This is a genomic window from Chitinophaga fulva (assembly GCF_012927205.1).
GTDB classification, from domain to species: Bacteria; Bacteroidota; Bacteroidia; order Chitinophagales; family Chitinophagaceae; genus Chitinophaga; species Chitinophaga fulva.
This window is the reverse complement of the sequence record NZ_JABBGC010000002.1, coordinates 91193-107845: the sequence shown is the minus strand read 5'-3', so window position 1 is coordinate 107845 and position 16653 is coordinate 91193. Positions and strand designations below refer to the sequence as shown.

At 48.1% G+C, this 16653-nt stretch carries 14 protein-coding genes; 5 read left to right on the top strand and 9 right to left on the bottom strand.

The annotated features are described in order from the left end of the window. Positions 1-3: 3 nt before the first annotated feature. Positions 4-1170, bottom strand: a complete 1167-nt coding sequence (locus HHL17_RS17165; RefSeq protein ID WP_169226069.1) for a mandelate racemase/muconate lactonizing enzyme family protein — start codon at positions 1168-1170, stop codon at positions 4-6. A 7-nt stretch (positions 1171-1177) separates the two neighbouring features. After that, positions 1178-2062: a sugar phosphate isomerase/epimerase family protein gene (locus HHL17_RS17160; RefSeq protein WP_169226068.1), complete on the bottom strand. Its 885-nt coding sequence runs from the start codon at positions 2060-2062 to the stop codon at positions 1178-1180. Positions 2063-2310: 248 nt separating this feature from the next. On the opposite strand from HHL17_RS17160, the gene HHL17_RS17155 reads away from it, so the two are divergent. After that, positions 2311-3216 (top strand): AraC family transcriptional regulator, encoded by a 906-nt coding sequence (locus tag HHL17_RS17155; protein WP_169226067.1) that lies wholly within the window; start codon positions 2311-2313, stop codon positions 3214-3216. A gap of 6 nt (positions 3217-3222) precedes the next feature. Here HHL17_RS17155 and HHL17_RS17150 read toward each other — a convergent pair whose 3' ends face one another. Further along, entirely contained in the window at positions 3223-3669 is a 447-nt protein-coding gene (locus HHL17_RS17150) for a DinB family protein (RefSeq protein WP_169226066.1), read from the bottom strand. 5 nt (positions 3670-3674) lie between these two features. Then, the gene (locus HHL17_RS17145) at positions 3675-4184 is read right to left on the bottom strand and encodes a RidA family protein (protein WP_169226065.1); all 510 of its coding nucleotides are present in this window, start codon (positions 4182-4184) and stop codon (positions 3675-3677) included. A gap of 66 nt (positions 4185-4250) precedes the next feature. Here HHL17_RS17145 and HHL17_RS17140 point away from each other — a divergent pair, with 66 nt between their 5' ends. From HHL17_RS17140 to HHL17_RS17125, 4 genes are all read left to right on the top strand, one after another. Then, a complete protein-coding gene (locus tag HHL17_RS17140; protein ID WP_169226064.1) occupies positions 4251-4643 on the top strand; it encodes a Fur family transcriptional regulator in 393 nt (130 codons plus the stop codon). A 153-nt stretch (positions 4644-4796) separates the two neighbouring features. Then, a complete protein-coding gene (locus HHL17_RS17135; protein ID WP_169226063.1) occupies positions 4797-5720 on the top strand; it encodes a hypothetical protein in 924 nt (307 codons plus the stop codon). Continuing rightward, complete coding sequence (locus HHL17_RS17130) at positions 5720-6175, top strand: type II toxin-antitoxin system VapC family toxin (protein WP_169226062.1); 456 nt, start codon at positions 5720-5722, stop codon at positions 6173-6175. The genes HHL17_RS17135 and HHL17_RS17130 overlap by 1 nt, the downstream gene beginning before the upstream one ends. Positions 6176-6282: 107 nt before the next feature. Then, positions 6283-7359: a heparin lyase I family protein gene (locus tag HHL17_RS17125; protein ID WP_169226061.1), complete on the top strand. Its 1077-nt coding sequence runs from the start codon at positions 6283-6285 to the stop codon at positions 7357-7359. 28 nt (positions 7360-7387) lie between these two features. On the opposite strand, the gene HHL17_RS17120 is transcribed toward HHL17_RS17125, so the two are convergent. The 5 genes from HHL17_RS17120 to HHL17_RS17100 all read right to left on the bottom strand — a co-directional run bounded on the left by HHL17_RS17120 (position 7388) and on the right by HHL17_RS17100 (position 16578). Next, complete coding sequence (locus HHL17_RS17120; RefSeq protein WP_169226060.1) at positions 7388-9439, bottom strand: GxGYxYP domain-containing protein; 2052 nt, start codon at positions 9437-9439, stop codon at positions 7388-7390. 248 nt (positions 9440-9687) lie between these two features. Further along, positions 9688-11064, bottom strand: a complete 1377-nt coding sequence (locus HHL17_RS17115; RefSeq protein WP_169226059.1) for a RagB/SusD family nutrient uptake outer membrane protein — start codon at positions 11062-11064, stop codon at positions 9688-9690. Between the two features lie 26 nt (positions 11065-11090). Next, positions 11091-14429: a TonB-dependent receptor gene (locus HHL17_RS17110; protein ID WP_169226058.1), complete on the bottom strand. Its 3339-nt coding sequence runs from the start codon at positions 14427-14429 to the stop codon at positions 11091-11093. A gap of 251 nt (positions 14430-14680) precedes the next feature. Beyond that, the gene (locus HHL17_RS17105; RefSeq protein WP_169226057.1) at positions 14681-15865 is read right to left on the bottom strand and encodes a FecR family protein; all 1185 of its coding nucleotides are present in this window, start codon (positions 15863-15865) and stop codon (positions 14681-14683) included. A gap of 101 nt (positions 15866-15966) precedes the next feature. Continuing rightward, complete coding sequence (locus HHL17_RS17100) at positions 15967-16578, bottom strand: RNA polymerase sigma factor (RefSeq protein ID WP_169226056.1); 612 nt, start codon at positions 16576-16578, stop codon at positions 15967-15969. Positions 16579-16653: the final 75 nt, after the last annotated feature.

Below are 16653 nucleotides of genomic sequence, written 5' to 3'. Positions count from 1 at the left end.
ACACTATACTTTTTGTTTAAAATCCCGTACAAAATCCCAGTCGGGGCTCACTCCCAGTCCCGGTGCCGTAGGCGCCGGAAGATGACCGTCTGTAACCGTAATCTGTTCCTTTACCAGTTCATACATCATGGGGTTTCCGCCGAGGGAGAACTCAATGATCGTAGCCGAGGGTGATGCAAAAGCTACATTCAGTCCGGCCATAAAGGAGAACGCAGATCCCCAGCAATGCGGCGCCAGTTCCAGCTGGTGCACACTCGCCAGGTGCGCCACCCGTACTGCTTCAGAGATACCGCCGATGATGGCAGCATCCGGTTGTATCACATCAATGGCGCGTATGTCCAGCAGTTCATTGATATCAAAGCTGGTGTATTCACTTTCGCCGGCCGCGATAGGAATATGGGTGGATGCCCTTACTTCCGCCGTACCTTTCCTGTTATCAGGACTGATGGGTTCCTCAAACCAGTAGAGGTTGCAGTCCTGCACACCGCGGCAGAATTGTTTGGCTTCCGGCACGCTGAAGGTGCCGTGGGCGTCGGTCATTAGTTTGATGTCGGGCCCTAAGGCAGCCCTGGCGGCTTTTACTCTTTCAACGCTGTTCTGTACGGTCCTATCCATTACGCCTACACGCATTTTAACGCCACCAAAACCTTTATCCACGTAGCCATTCAGTTGCGCGCCGATATTGTCTGCATCTGCCCAGCCACCGCTGGCATAGGCCGGCATTTTATCCCTGCACGCGCCGCCCAGCAGGTCCATTACGGGAACGTTCAGCATTTTTCCTTTCAGGTCCCATAAGGCGGTGTCAATACCGCTCATGGCAGAAACAGTAAGCCCTCTCCTGCCGAGGACGGGGAATTTCCGGCCCCTGGACAACGCGTAATGGTCACGTGTGCCGTTATACATTTCCTCCCAGAGACGGGTGATGTCTTTCACCTGCTTCCCTATCAAAGCAGGTTTCAGTTCATTTTCGATACAATTCACAATCGAGGCGCATACCCCTGAAGATCCCACTGCTGCCTTGGCTTCACCAAATCCCTGAAGACCGTCTTCTGTTGTGATCACTACCAGCGTCATGTCAAAATTGGCCAGTAATCCATAATCTGAAGTATGTTGTTTTTCTTTTGGAACGGGACAGCGCAACCAAAATGCCTCTACATTTGCTATTTTCATCAGTTCTCTAAATAAGTTTTGATAAAGTATTAAATGACCGGGTGGTCAGCATAGTGTAAAACGCTTCTGTGACGGAAGTACTGCCGTGGTCCACGAGAAACTTCGCTTGTTCAGGCGAAAGATTTTCCGGGTCCTCATCAATGGAATCCGGATATGGATTGGCCGGTGTACGGTCCAGCGGTGCACAGAATTCCACCGAAAGCACGCCGTCATAGCCTATCTCCTTCAAAGTGGCAACGATCTTCTCCCAATTGAGATGGCCCATGCCCGGCGCCATCCGGTTGTTGTCTGCCACGTGAAAGCCGGTCAGTTTTCCTTTCGCTTTCCTGATGGATTCATACATGTCCGCCTCTTCAATATTCATGTGGAAAGTATCCAGGCAAACGCCGCAATTGGGTCCTACCGCCGCCGCCAGGGCGAGCGCCTGTTCAGCCCTGTTGATGAAGTAAGTTTCAAACCGGTTGATGGGTTCTATGCCCAGCAATACGCCGGCAGCCTCGCTGTAATCGTAGATTTCCTTCAGTGCGTCCACCGCCCATTTCCATTCTTCTTCCGGTCTGCCATCGGGGACAATTTTGCCCACGGTGCCCGGTACAACAGACACCATATGGCCGTCCAGTTCCTTCACCATCTTTACCACGTCTTTCACGTATTGTACAGATCGCGCCCGCTGTGCTTCATCCCTGGCCAACAGGTTGCGTTCTCCCAGCATCAGCGTTACAGCCCCCCAGCAGGACAGGCCATGGTCCTTCATGAGTTGGTTGATGTGTTTTGTATCATATTGTTCAGGATTTCCGGCAATTTCCAGCCGGGTATATCCGAGCGCGGCCACCCTTTTGATAGTGGTCTCTATCGTTTCGGAGCGCATCCAGTTGTGTATCCCTAGTTCCATAACGCGTGTAGTATATAAGTGATAAAATAATTTTGGTTACCTGCTCCTCCTCTAAGAACAGCTAATAGCAAGGCATTGGTCGTGCATCAACTGGTTGGGTCCATAACGGGAAAAGAATCATTGTCTCACAAACATATTCAGACTACCGTTGAAATAAAAGTACTGCATTTGCAAAATATTGATACTATATTTACCTTAATTCCGATTTCGTTCGTTAGAAAATAAATAGTGTACTAAAAACACCAATTATGAAAGTTGCCTACCGACACATATCTACCCCGGAAGATGCCAGCTTTGTGATCAAGGAATTTTGTCAGCCGCGTTTCACGAACACGTTTCATTTTCATCATGGGCATGAGTTAATTCTGATGGTAAAAAGTTCCGGTAAAGTATATGCGGGCAACAAAGTCATCAACTTCAACGCGGGAGAGATCTACATGTTTGGTCCCGGTCTGGTCCATTGTTTTTGTAACGACAATACGCCCGCCGGCACCGGAGAAGAAGTGGCCCACGCCATCATTGTACAGTTTACAGAAGACTTTCTTGGCAAGGATTTTTTTGATAAACTGGAATTAAGGAAGATAAAAGAGCTTATGCAATTGTCTGAACGCGGCATTCAATTCAGAAAAATACCACCGGTGCTCAGTACGATGTTTTTTCAGTTCCAGGCTAATCAGCAAATGAAAAACCTGATCATATTGCTGCAGCTGCTGGATGGGTTGTCTCAACAAAACAGTGAAAATGTATTGCTACTGACAGATGACCCCAGAAAGATACACTATAAGGATGTAGATTCAAAGAAGCTGGAGTCTATATTTAAGTATGTACTGGAAAATTACCATACACATGTAGACAGTAAATCGGCCGCATCGCTGGCTTGCATGAACGAGGCCGCGTTTTGCCGTTACTTTAAAAGAAGGACCAGTAAAACATTCTCGCAATTTGTAAATGAGACGCGGATCAGTCACGCCACCAAATTATTGATCGGCACAGACCATGGCATCGCTGAAATATGCTATGCCTGTGGGTTTGATAACATATCTTATTTCAACAGGCAGTTTAAGATCTATCAGGGTAAATCTCCCAGGGAATACCGGAAGGAGTTGGTAGAAAGTAATGCGGGTGCGCCCAGTTTCCGGCCAACGGGGGATTGATCAGCACTATCCTCTTTCGAAGAAAATAAAATCAGTCATCACCGGGTCCAGTCCGCTCTGCCTGAATTCGGTCGCTATCTGTGCCCGGTGATAGGTAGAATGGTTGATAATATGGAATAATATCTCAGAGACTTTTTTGCTGAAAGGTTTTCCTTTGATGTTAGCGTGCCGGATGGCGTCATTCAGGTCATACTGCCCGATGATAGATAACGAATGTGCATAGTTTGCTGTATCGATATCCTTGCATTGTAACAAGGTATGTGCATCCCAGATTCCGAGAGCTGCGCCCTTCGCCTCCATCCGGTTGTTCCAGATCTGATGGCCGTTGAGTATATGACAGTACAGCTTTAACGCCTTTTCAGATACCTGGTCTGCATGGGTATTCAGCACATCCCATAATTGCTGATTGACGCCATAATTATATTCAAATAATTCTTTGAAGAACGTTTTCATGGTGGTTACTGTTTTTTTGAAATCAAGGCTTCTATTTCTATTTCGATCATTGCATCGGGCAAACCCAGTTCTTTCACGCCAATCCAGCTGCCCGTCGGGAAATGATGGGTATATATTTTCTGCCGGTAAGCAGCGTTCTTTTGAAGCTCAGCCATACTAGTGGTATAAATGTTTTCGAGGATAACATCATCGAAAGTACAACCATAGTGTTTCAGCACTTTTTCCAGGCTGGCATAACAATTCGTCATTTGTTGGCTATAATCTCCCTTCCCTATTGGATTGCCTTTATCATCAATGCTAATGACGCCACCTACTTTCACGATGTTCCCTACTCTTACCGCCTGCGTGTAGCCGTACATTTTTTCCAGTTCCGGGCGGAGCAGGAAATATTCCGGTTTGGCTGTTTCGTTTTTGAGTGCGCCCGTCTTCGGCATTTCCTGGTTACAACTGTATAACGTGGCGGCTATGATGATCGCTGACAGTGCTTTGCCGTATGCATGAATATCTCTGATCATGGTAGTGATTTTTTTTGCAATAATAGTAAGAAATCTTATTATTGCAACTAAGTCGCAATAATAAAAATGAAAAGAAGGAATACACAGGCCCAGACGGACATACTAAATGTCCTGAAAGCCACGGACAGGGCTTTAAGCCATGAGCAACTGCAGGCGGAACTTGAAGCCAAAGTTGACCGGGCCACGATCTACCGGGTTTTAAACCGGTTCTGTGAGGATGGGCTGGTCCATAAAGTCATGGATGATGATGGCAAGCAGCACTTTGCTTATTGCGCCGGTTGTGATAAACCGAACAATAAGCATCAGCACAATCATTTTCATTTTAAATGCCGGAAATGTGGAACAGTGGAGTGTTTACAACACAAGGTACATATCCCGTTGCCGGAAGGGTATGTGGTCACGGATTTTAACGGGATGATATCGGGGTATTGCAAGAAGTGTGCGGAGGAGCAACAATAACAAGTATAACAACATCATTTGATCGGGAAACTAATTAAATTGGAGATAAAACAACTATTACTTAAATAATTAGGATGGAAGTTTCAATTGAAACTTTTTATGTAAATTAGGATATACTGCTCATGTTTCAGGTTTAATATTAATCATACACACATGATATATGAAATTAAACTTTCTGGTGCAAAAGAAGATGATGGGAAAATAGAACTCCATCGGTTGGCCCATTTGGCTCAATCTATCACAGATATTGCCAGCGGTGCTTTGAGGATCAGATTAACGGGAATAAGTTTTGCAAGCGGCCGAAGAAATGAACGAATTTCGAATGCGATTAAAATACACCTGGCTGATTTAAGGACCGGGTCAACGGTTTTACAATTAGAATGTGAAACATTTAAAGATACCCTCTCAGGACAACAAGGAGACGTTTTTAATCCTGGAATCCTTGAAGTCCTGCCTGATCAAACCCCTATGACATTAGTTATGGAATCTTTCAGACAGGCCATCGACTATAAAGAGGGGATAAATTATTTGGATAAAGGGCTACTGAAGAAACTCAAAAGCTTTGAGAAAATTTTTCTGGAAGAAGATGAATCAGTAACAATTTCTAACCAAGGGAGTATTCAGGAACTAAAATTAAAAAGAAGCGATATTAAGAAAATTCAAAAATTAGAAGAAAGTATTCCTGAACCACAGGAAATTATTATTAACGGAATTGTGGACGAACTGAAATATTCAAAATCAAGAATAAGTATCGCAACCGCTGATGGATCAGTCAATGGAATATTAAGCGATATGCTTGAACCACAGGAGATTTCAAAGTATTGGGGGAAAAACCTGACCATATCAGGCAAGGCACACTATCAGCCTAATGGGGACTTGTCTTTTATTTATATCGAAAAAATATTTGAGCCATCGGAGGCCGATAAATATTTCTCCAGAACTTCGAAGAAAGAAACTGTTGAACAACAGATCTTGCGACAACAAAGACAACTTAAAAACAGCAACCACCTTAATGAAATTGTTGGCCAATGGCCGGGAGAAGAAGATATTGATGAAATATTAAAGGCTCTTGACTAATGAAAAGATATCTATTGGATACAGGCATACTCGTGCACTATGCCCGGCAAAGCGATTTATATAAAGAAATTGAAGCCCAGGAAAAATTAACTGCAGCAGATTGCATACCGATGATTTCTGTTGTTACATATGGAGAGATATTATCTTTCGCTCAACAAAAAAACTGGGTAACAAAGAGAAAACAGGAAATCCAAAAATTAATCAATAGAATTATTATTATTGACATTAACTCCAGCGATTCAAATCTTTTAGATGCCTACTCAACCATCGATGCTTATAGTAAAGGAAAGTTGCCGGGACATCCTCTAGGCAAATCCTCCATTACCATGGGGAAAAACGACATTTGGATTGCAGCTACTGCCCTCGTAGCCAAGGCCAAACTACTTACAGTTGACAATGATTTTGATCATCTGAACGAAAAGTATATCAAGGTGATTAAATTTCAACAAAAGTAGTTATCGGAATACGAATCCAATACCTGTTTTTGCGAAGAAGCTATCTGTTTTATGATTACCGATGCATTATATTGGTTATCTCTCAATAACCCTTATAAACTACTGTTATGAAAACACCTCCGGCAATTGCCACCCTCTTATTGGCCAGCAGCGCCCTGTTCACCCTTACACATTGTACCAAAAACATGAACGGCCCTGATGGTAAAACCGCCATCGCCACCCACAGCAGCACTGTTGCCACAGTAGGTGTACAGTCTCTCCTATTTGACGGCGACGCTGCATTAGGCCCCTCCAACGTGTGGAAAGTGCTCAACGTTGAAGGTTCGGGCACTATCACGGTAGACACAGACCCTGTTTACGGACAGGTATGGAAGTTCTACAAACCTGCCGGCAGCCACCGCACCGAAGGCCACGGCGCTAAAAACTACCAGGCTGCGGAAGGCGACGACATCTATATCGGATGGAGATCGAAACTGGACATCCCTGCCACCCAGAACACCAACGCCGTGTTCCAGTGGAAAGCGTATGGCTCCACCCTCCCCATGACGCAGAACTTTCCTATCGTAGTCAGCACCAACAGCTCCGGCAACCTTCACCTGATGCATTACGCACCTGGCAAGATAGGTACGGAAGTATGGGTTACGCCCCTCTCCCGCAACACCTGGAATGCGATGGTGCTGCACATTAAGGTATCCAGGGACGCCAGCATCGGGTTCATCGAATTCTGGTATAACGGCATCAAACAAACGCTGGTCAACGGTACACAACGATACCCCGCCCGCACCCTCGATGCTGACTATTGCGATCCGAAATTCGGCGTGTACGGCGGCGATCCTGCTGACATCACCAACTATGTACATGCTATCAAAATTGCCTCATCCTATGCAGAGGCGGCACCTGGCGGCAGTGGCAACAACCTGTCGGCAACCCTGTACCAGAATTGCAGTTACGCCGGCTGGTCCGCTGCTTTCGGTATCGGCTCCTATACCGCAGCGGACATCACGGCCAAAGGCGGCGTCAATAATGACGCATCTTCCCTCAAAATTCCCGCAGGCCTGAAAGTGACCCTGTATGACGGTGACAATTTCACCGGCGATTCGCTGGTATTGACCACCGACGGCAGCTGCCTGAAGAACAACAACTTTAATGATAAAGTGTCTTCGCTGAAGGTAACTTCCAACTGATCTATTATACGTATACCCGTTGCTGTTACTAATGCCTGAAGTGCTGCACCGGCGCCGCATGAGCGTTCTTGCTGCTCCCCGCTGCCCCAACAGGCAGACCATTTGCCTCCCGGATCAACTGGAAAATATGGTCCGGCCGCACCAGCACATAATCTGCATTCAGCGAATTAGCGACGTTCTTAAAACTGGTGGGCGTTACATTCTGCCAGGGTTGCGCCTGTATAATGATAAAGCGGGGATTGTTCCTGTTCCAACCGGCAGCGGCAGCAGCGATATGATCTTTCATCGCCTGTTCATTGGTACAATAATTACAGGAAAGTGCCATTCCGGGCAGGCTGTTATTGTAAATCGTCAGTCCGCCGCCGGTGTTCTGCCCCGTCATTCCCAATAGTGACGGGGCTTTTTGTGCAAAAGTTTGTCCGGTATTCTGACTGATACCACCGGTGATGGTATTCCAAATGGTCACCACCCGGAAGCCTGCACGCTGATTATACGATTCCGTTTTGGCTACAAACTGGTTCAGCAGCTGCTGATCAGACCAGCTGTTGGGGTACGTATAGCCGTAACCGGAAGGACCGGATATCAGGTTATCATTATTGGTAGAAGTTTGCCACAGGTAGTTGAGCGCACCGGGCATAGCATCCACCATGGCGGGCGACAATGTCCATCCGATAGGCACCGAGCCGCGGTCCGGATTGCTCCAGAGCTTGCGCATCAGATGCTCTATGTACTGCAGATTATCTCCATCGCTCAGGATGAAGGCGACATAGAGTTTATTTTGCAGCGGCGGTTTAGGCGGCATCGGTTTTACGTTGATCGTTCTGGAGGTACCACTGTGCAGCGTCAGGTTAGAGCACCAGTCACTCGCAATAGTAGGAATACCATAGGTAGAAGCGCGTTCAACGCCCGGGGCTTCTTCTGGCCACCATCCCATAAAGTTGGCGCCCGCCGGCATGGCGCCCAGGAAACTGTTCAGCAACGTACTCTCCGCTGGCACGGCGGGGTCCAGCCATATCACCGCGGCGCCCAGTGCTGCGGCATATTCACGCAGCGCGGCTTTATGTACTTCAGGATTCAGCCCGATCAACAAACGATGGTCGAGGTTAGGCCAATAGGTATTATACAATGCCTGGTACACTTGCAGCTTGCTGGTAAATTGTCCGCGTAAATCCATCACGACGGGGATATTATAAGGTGCAGCAGTTAACCGGGACAGCAATAATGGCGATACGACCAATGCCCGCCGGTCTTTAGCGAGCACCGTTGCCAGGTTGACCGTATGTATCTGTGCCGGATCATATACGATCAGCCCGGATATCTCGCTGCGGTATTTGGTGATCAGGCTCCACTTGTCGGCAGGCTCCGACCAGTTCAAACCCAGGGATTGCAGCCAGGTATATGGCCCTTCTGCAAAAGCATCGCCTTCATAAGAGAAAATACGCGGCTGCGTTCTGTTAACAATACCTTTCAATGAAGCGAACAAATACATTTCGGCAGAAGAGCTGTTCTGCTGAACACCCACCCAGTCCGCTTTTATGTAGGCAGATCCCCGCCAGTATATACGTAGTTCTATCGATTGATTGTCTGCCGGAATGGTAAAAGGCAACGTAAAATTCGTATAGTTGGACGCGATAGGAAACTGCTGCCGGGTAATTGTTTGCGAGGCAAGCACCTGGCCTGTGGTAGCGTTCCTGACGTCAATATCTACCACCGGATCGTTATTGACAGTGTTGTTATCGATCTTCATCCGGAACTCCGCGATATTAGGTCCTGCCGGCAAACTGTTATCATATGGCCCGTAAATCATATGCTGATTGGGAGCGTCAATGCCGGTTTGACACAGCCACCCGTCTGTTTCCAACCGCCCGGTTTTATGGCTGAGCGCCGGGCCTTCCGCTTCCCAGCGGGAGGTGGTTTCACGCAGCATAATTAAATCCTGCGTTTGTGCCGGTGCAGGAAAAGAAGGTAAGACCTGATTGGCCGGCCAGGAAACCTGGGCGTTCAATGGAACGTTCCATAACAGCTGTATGGACAATAACATAATGATGGCCCTGAAAAACAAACGTGTTGGGTTTGACATAGGTTAAAAATTAAAACGATAGTTAACAATGAGGGAATACTGCGATAACGTGGAGAACAGGAAAATCGGGTTTAGGTCAACCTATTTTTATTCGATCTGTTCTGTATAAAAATAATCATTAAAACTTAAAAAGTAGCATATGCAACTCCAAACCATGCTGGAATCTGTTCCCATGACGGATATTTCAGGCAGAAAAAAGGGCCGGTCTCAGGAAGACCGGCCCTGCAGCAGGGATTGAACGGTTAATATCAATATCCTTTATTCTGTGTAAGGTTGGGGTTCCTTGACAATTCTGTTGAGTGGAAAGGCAGATACAAGCGGGTATCGTCCTTCCCTTTTGTGGTGAGGAAAGGAATCGCTGTACCGAAGCGGCGCATGTCCTGCCAGCGGCGGCCTTCTCCCACAAACTCCCGTCTTCTTTCATTTTCCAGCTCTTTCAGGAAAGCCGCGGCACCGGCGAAGTCGCCGTTGCTTTTGGTGCTGGCTTTACGGGCTGTTCTCAGCTGGTTATAGTAAGTCACATCTACCACGCCTTTTCTCGCACTGGCTTCTGCCGCTATCAACAGGGCCTCACTATAACGGATATACGGATAAATGGCATAAGAAGAAGCGGTGGATTGTAAAGTGTCTGTCGAGAACTTCAGCAGATAGGTCACTTCCTGCCCAATAGCAGCGTTGCGCTGGCGGTGCAGCAACTGGTTCCGGATATCTGTAGGTTCGTACAGTTTCACCAGGTCGTCACTCATCCAGCTAAGTCCAGGGCTGTTTCCTTTAAACGGCGCACCAGGGCTGTAAAAGGAATACATACCATAACGATTGAAGTTGTTGCTCAACGGTCCATCTACTCCCCGCCACATCATTTCCTTTGCGGGGCTGCTGAACTGGTAGATCTGTCCATAGTTACTGTTTACCAGGGAGAATTTTCCGGAGTGGATCACCTGTTCCGCCAGATCGCCTGCCTCCTGGTTTTTACCCAGTTGCAGGTAAACCCTTGCCAGCAACAGTTGTGCTGTTTGTTTACAAGCGGCATTTGAAGTAGTAAAATCCTTCAACAGCGGAATCGCTTCGGTAAGATCCGCAACGATGGACGCATACACTGCTGCCTCCGTATTTTTGTCACGACGGATTTTGTTGATATCCGTTTCTGTTTCCAGTGTCAGTATCACGCCACCGTAGGTTTCCACCAGCCGGGTGTACTGGTACGCCCTGATCGTCAGTGCTTCTCCCAGCAGCTGCTGCATGTCGGACAACTTCTTGCTCCTGATATAATTGATGATAAAATTAGCGTTCCCGATGGACTTGTAGGCGCTGCTAATGGTACGGCCATTGCCGAAGCCATCTTCTACCGTAGGGTTGCAGGCATCGTAACCAATCGGGTTAAACTGGGTAGGCGTACCTCCCTGAATGGATACAATATCATCACTGTAGATGTCCCATACCGGGTAGGATTGATAGTATACACCATCCGGCTTGTAAGCGCCCTGCAATAACAGTGGCAGTTGCTGCGGTTGTACATGGTCCAGATCGATGGAAGTATCCGGTTGTGGTTCATCCAGTTTACCGCTGCAACCAGCCAGCGAAAGTGCGGTAACCAATAACAACAGCGTTCTTTTATATGTCAGCATATTATAATCTTTTTAGCAATATGAAATTAGAACCGGGCATTTATACCAATGGAAACAGTACGCGGCATGGGCACAATAGCCATCTGGACGCCATTCTCCAATGCTTGTTCAGGATCTCCCGACTTCAGGCCTTTGTCTTTGATAACAAAAATATTCTGTACTGCTGCGTATAGCCGTAGCTGTTCGAAAGCCTTGTTCTTTACAATTCTTCCAGCTAAATCATAACCCAACGTAAAGTTTTTGAAGCGGAGGAAAGAGCCATTGAAGAGATATAAAGTAGATGGCCTGCTGTTCCAGTCCGTCGTTTTTCCGGCGCCGTGGGCCCCTGCTATTGCACGTGGATAGTGGCTGTTGTCACCTGGTTTGGTCCATCTGTCGAGCACCCAGTCAGGCATATTGTCCATCACACCGGTTTCATCACTCAAACCATAAAAGCGTGCACCCTGATCGCTGAGGTTATACACCTTGTTACCGACGGTATATACGAACTGCGCAGAGGCGCTGAAACCCTTCCAGGAAGCATCAAAATTAAAACCACCGCTAAATTTGGGTTGCGATGTGGGTACATAGATCATATCCGCCTGGTTGATCACGCCATCTTTGTTGACATCTTCGTATATCACATCACCTGTTTGCTGATCGATTCCCAGCGCATTATACAGCTGGAGCATACCTGTAGGCTGTCCCACTACCACAAATCCCATTGGGCCTCCGGGATAATAAGCAGCGTAGTTCATGATGCTGTCGCGCAATTGTGTAATGCGGTTGCGATTGATATTACCTACTGCTCCTACATTCCATTTGAAGCTGTTGGCGCCGGCGGCAGCGCTGCTATAGTTAAGCGCAATGTCCACGCCACGGTTTTCCATAGCGCCCAGGTTCACGCGCTGGCTGGAGAATCCACCGGCAGATGCGGGAATGAAAACAGAAGAAAGCAGCGCGTCCGTTTTTTTGGTGTAATATTCCACGGTGGCACTCAACCGATCATTGAGAAAACGCGCTTCCACACCGATGTCCTGTTGCCGTGTACGTTCCCATTTAAGCGCGGGGTTACCCAGCCTGGAATAGAGCTGCAAGGCGGGAGCATTCAGATAGGTTTGCGTGGCAACCAGGTTGCTGACATCATTTAATCCCAGCGGACGGATATTACCGGTCATGCCATAGCTGGTACGTATTTTCAGGTAACTGATCCATTTTTGTTGTTGCATGAAAGGTTCACTGCTGACAACCCAGCCAGCGGAAACGGCCGGGAACCAGGCATAACGGAAGTCTTTCAGTTTGGAGGAACCATCTCTCCGGATAGACGCGCTGAACAGGTATTTATGGTCCCAGCTCATGTTGGTACGCAGGAAAAATGATTGTGAATTATCCCGGAACTCACGGTTTTTAGACACAAAATTATTGTCAAAGCTGGAGGCATTGCCCGGCTTCCAGAGGCTTGGGGTGGAAGGGAAACCTGTCACGGCAAAACCGGTAACATTATAGTTGTTATCGGTATACTCCTGTCCCAGTACCGCATCGCCTCTCCATTTGTCGAGCTGGAAACGGTAGCTCAATACATTGTTCCAGGTATAACGCAGCCCGTTGACACCTTCATTCTTATATACACCACGCCTGGCCTGCCCGTAGTAACTGATGGGGTTATCGAAAGTCTCGCTGACATCATTGTTTTTGGATGCTGCCAGCATCGTGCGGAAGGAGAAGTTCTTTGGTAAAGTAATTTCCCCGAAAAAGTTACCAACATAATTCCAGGTGCGCGTAGTTTTTGCGTAGCCGTCCCTGGTGGCATAGGGATGTTCCTGCAACCCGTACCAGTAGCCATAAGTACCATCGTCGTTGTACTTAATGGAATCAGGCATATCAGGTCTGGTGAGCATGGCATTATAGAGGGGAGCGTCTATATCTTTATCCAGTACGTTGGATATACTGATATCTGCTCCTGCTTTGAACCAGTTGAATAGTTTTTGGGTAACGGCCAGTTTACCGGAGTAACGGGTGAAACGACCTTTACCGACAGCATTATCTTCTGAATACTGTCCGAAGGAAAGGTAGTAGGTGGTTTTATCAGTACCACCGGCCACACTGGCTTGTATATTCCTGGTGGTGGCCTGCGAAGGCGTTACTTTCTTCAGCCAGTTGTTATCGGCCGTTCCCATTTCCAGGTTATCTATCTGCGCGTTAATGAGGGTCTTTTCGTCATTCAGATTGGCGATCTGTTCGGGCGTAAGGCCGCCGGCAGCTAATTGTTTGTCTATATCGCTGATCCGGTTGTTTCTGGCTTCCCGGAATATCATACCGTACTCCTGGCTGTTCAGCGGCTTGTAGTTGAATACAGATTTTGTAGTGCCCCAATAGGCGTTCACGTTAACCTGCGGTTTGCTGTTGAAATTGCCTTTCTTCGTTGTGATCAATACAACTCCCTGCGCTCCCCTCGCACCGTATATCGCCGAAGAAGCAGCGTCTTTCAGTACCTCAATAGATTCTATATCCTGTGGATTGAGGTTGGCCAGGCTGTAATTGGCGCTGGTACCGTTGGACGCCGCGTCTATCACCAGTCCATCTACTACGATCAACGGGTTGGTACCGCTGCCCGCCTCATTGGTCTGCAATGTTTGTACCCCTCTGATGGTGAATTGCGGAACAGCGCCAGGCCTGGAGTCTCCCTGTTTCACAAACAAGCCCGCCACTCTGCCTTGCAGGCCATTGACCGTATTGGACGACATATTTTGTTCCGGTTGTACGGTAGCTACTTTAGCGATGGAACCAGTGAGGTCTCTCCTTCTGGCGGAGCCATAGCCGATCACCACTTTTTCATCCAGCGCCTGCGGCGCGATTTTCAGGACTACTTTGAGGACAGGCCTGCTACCAACAGCTACTTCCTGGGGCTGATAACCGATGGAAGAAACCACCAGTACAGCGTCAGGTGATACCTCAGGCAGGACAAACTCCCCGCTGGCATTGGTAATGGCTCCCTTGGTGGTGCCTTTTACACCCACTGACACGCCCGGTACCGGTTGCCCGTTCTCATCATAAATGAAGCCCGAAACCCTGATGGGTGGCGGCGGAGGGATGGGGCTCTCCCGGATGATCACCATATTGTCCTGGATGGTATAGGACAGCGGCAGGTTACGCAGACAGCTGTCCAGCGCCTGCACCAGTGTAACATCTTTCAGGTTAAGGGTAACTTTCTCTGTCAGGCGTAGCTGTGATGCAGTATATACGAAGGTATACCCGGATTGCCGGTGTAGTTCACTGAATACCTTACTGACGGTTGCGTCGTTCAGGGAAAGTTGTAATCGTTGCGAATAGCCGGTGGCACTGAGTTGCAAACAGGCCGCCAGCATAAGAACGGCGGATAACTTCATAATCCTCCACGGTTTGGTTGATAAGAAACGGAAATCGGTTCCGGCTTGGTTCCAAGCGGGTAAAATCATACTTTTGATTTTGGGTGATTAATAAATGATCATCAGCGTGATGTTTAAAATTACCCGCAGCACCGGGTGTTAGCAGCACCAGGTGCAGATCCTGTTCATTAGCAGTGAACAGGATTTTTTACGGGGATCACTATACGAATGGTTGGTTCGTCTGTTTATTGAAGGGCACTTTGCCCATGGCATCAGGGATACACGGTCACACGTTGTCCTTCGAGCCGGAAATGTACTTTACCGGTAAGCTCCAGGATCCTTAATGCTTCCGCTGCGTTGGCAAAACGCGGGATCTCCGCATAAAACTGTTCATTCACTTCTCCTGCATACACTACTTCCATATTATACCAGCGGCTTAATTGCCGCATGATTTCTTTCATCGGGGCAGCATTAAAAATGAACCGTCCATTTTTCCAGGCCACCGCTTCATCGATGTTGACCTGCGTGCTTGTCAGCTGTCCCGTACGCCTGTTCAAGGCTGCCTGATGGCCTTTGGTCAGTGGCAGGCTGACATGATTGTGTTTCACCACTACCTTGCCGGTGAGCAGGGTGGCATGCACAAATGCCTCATCCGGATAGGCTGTCACATTAAATGTGGTGCCCAGCACCGTTAGTTCCATGTCGTTCACCTTCACCAAAAATGGTTGCGCGCTGCTGGCAGACACTTCAAAATAGGCTTCACCAGAGAGTTCTACCCTGCGTGTTCCTTCGCTGAACGTGACGGGATAACGCAGGCTACTCATGGCGTTGAGCCATACTTTGGTACCATCCGCCAACATCACCCTGAACTGCCCTCCTCTGGGCACTGTCAGCGTATTATAAGATGGTTTTGCATCCTGTACGGCCAGCTGCTGATAGGTCACCAGTCCGCTGTCCGTTTTCTCGATACGTACCTGATGCCCCACTATTACAGTACTGTTCAGCGTACTGTCCAGCGTGATCACGGAGCCGTCTGCCATGGTCAGCGTAGCCTTATTGCCACCCGGCTTTGGTATATCCTGCTGTACCGCCTTCACCACCGCCGGCGCGGAAGGCGCCTGTAGCCTTGACTTCCAGGCCATATACCCACCAGCCAGCGCCGTGATAGCAATAGCCGCAGCCGCAGCATATCGCAGCAGTTTGCGCATCGGGCGTACCCGGGGGACGGCGGAAGCCGCGTCCTGTCTGCCTAAAATATCTCCAATGATCCGGGAAGAAGCGTCATCTGTGAGCAGTGCTACCGGCTCATAATCGGTCCACACGCGCTCCAGCACCCGCTGCAATGCAGCATCGCCGGCAGATTGTTCTATCCATTGCGCAAGTTCTTCTTTCTCAGCAGGCGTACAGGTCTGCTGAAAAAACTTTGCCGCCAGGTAATCTATTCTCCCTTCGGACATGGAAACAGGTTTAATAATTTAATACAGGGGCTGAAAATGCCCTGTAATACTATAAAGACAATAAAATCGTGGGGTATGTCTAGTGGAATAGAAATTTTTTTTCAGAAGGGGGAATTTTCTGAAGAAGCCAGCAGCAGGAAGAGTACCGGCAACAGGTCCGTATGATTGCCCAAACCCGTACGGAGGGCCTGAAGCGCCTGTACCAGGTGTTTGTTGACCGTAGAAGGGGAAATATTCAGCAACCCGGCAATTTCCTTATGTTTCAGGCCCTGTTCCCTGTTCAGCAGATATACTTTACGTTGCTGGGGAGGCAGGGAATCGATGATTTCGTGCACACGTTCCCGTAATGCCTTGAATTCTATTTCTTCACCGGAAGCTGATGCCGGGGTTGTTTCCGGCCGTCCTGCTTCCTCTATGGGCAACAGTGTGGCCCTGGCCATTTTCCGGAAATCGTTGATGGCCTGATTCTGTGCCATACGAAAAAGATAACTATTGAAATGCGCGATAGTGGCAAGTTTATCACGTTCTTTCCAAAGCCTGAAAAACACCTCCTGAACGATATCTTCCGCCGCTACAGCGGAGCCGTTCAACTGTAGCATAAAGCTGTACAACTTTTGGCGGTACTTCATAAAGAGTGCCTCAAAAGCTGTTTCATCGCCCGTGGCGGCCAACGCCAGCAGGGCTTGTTCATCCTCCTCTCCCGAAATATTCATTATGGTCACTCAATTGTTTCTAAAAATAGCATCTCTCGAAATGGAACTGTAAAAATAGCTAATAACCTGAAAGCA

What these genes read in the sequence shown, in the direction of transcription:
- HHL17_RS17130 (WP_169226062.1), top strand. Translation starts at nt 5,720, where the DNA reads ATGAAAAGATATCTATTGGATACAGGCATACTCGTGCACTATGCCCGG.
- HHL17_RS17120 (WP_169226060.1), bottom strand. Translation starts at nt 9,439, where the DNA reads ATGTCAAACCCAACACGTTTGTTTTTCAGGGCCATCATTATGTTATTG.
- HHL17_RS17160 (WP_169226068.1), bottom strand. Translation starts at nt 2,062, where the DNA reads ATGGAACTAGGGATACACAACTGGATGCGCTCCGAAACGATAGAGACC.
- HHL17_RS17115 (WP_169226059.1), bottom strand. Translation starts at nt 11,064, where the DNA reads ATGCTGACATATAAAAGAACGCTGTTGTTATTGGTTACCGCACTTTCG.
- HHL17_RS17125 (WP_169226061.1), top strand. Translation starts at nt 6,283, where the DNA reads ATGAAAACACCTCCGGCAATTGCCACCCTCTTATTGGCCAGCAGCGCC.
- HHL17_RS17155 (WP_169226067.1), top strand. Translation starts at nt 2,311, where the DNA reads ATGAAAGTTGCCTACCGACACATATCTACCCCGGAAGATGCCAGCTTT.
- HHL17_RS17140 (WP_169226064.1), top strand. Translation starts at nt 4,251, where the DNA reads ATGAAAAGAAGGAATACACAGGCCCAGACGGACATACTAAATGTCCTG.
- HHL17_RS17145 (WP_169226065.1), bottom strand. Translation starts at nt 4,184, where the DNA reads ATGATCAGAGATATTCATGCATACGGCAAAGCACTGTCAGCGATCATC.
- HHL17_RS17105 (WP_169226057.1), bottom strand. Translation starts at nt 15,865, where the DNA reads ATGTCCGAAGGGAGAATAGATTACCTGGCGGCAAAGTTTTTTCAGCAG.
- HHL17_RS17135 (WP_169226063.1), top strand. Translation starts at nt 4,797, where the DNA reads ATGATATATGAAATTAAACTTTCTGGTGCAAAAGAAGATGATGGGAAA.
- HHL17_RS17100 (WP_169226056.1), bottom strand. Translation starts at nt 16,578, where the DNA reads ATGAATATTTCGGGAGAGGAGGATGAACAAGCCCTGCTGGCGTTGGCC.
- HHL17_RS17110 (WP_169226058.1), bottom strand. Translation starts at nt 14,429, where the DNA reads ATGAAGTTATCCGCCGTTCTTATGCTGGCGGCCTGTTTGCAACTCAGT.
- HHL17_RS17150 (WP_169226066.1), bottom strand. Translation starts at nt 3,669, where the DNA reads ATGAAAACGTTCTTCAAAGAATTATTTGAATATAATTATGGCGTCAAT.
- HHL17_RS17165 (WP_169226069.1), bottom strand. Translation starts at nt 1,170, where the DNA reads ATGAAAATAGCAAATGTAGAGGCATTTTGGTTGCGCTGTCCCGTTCCA.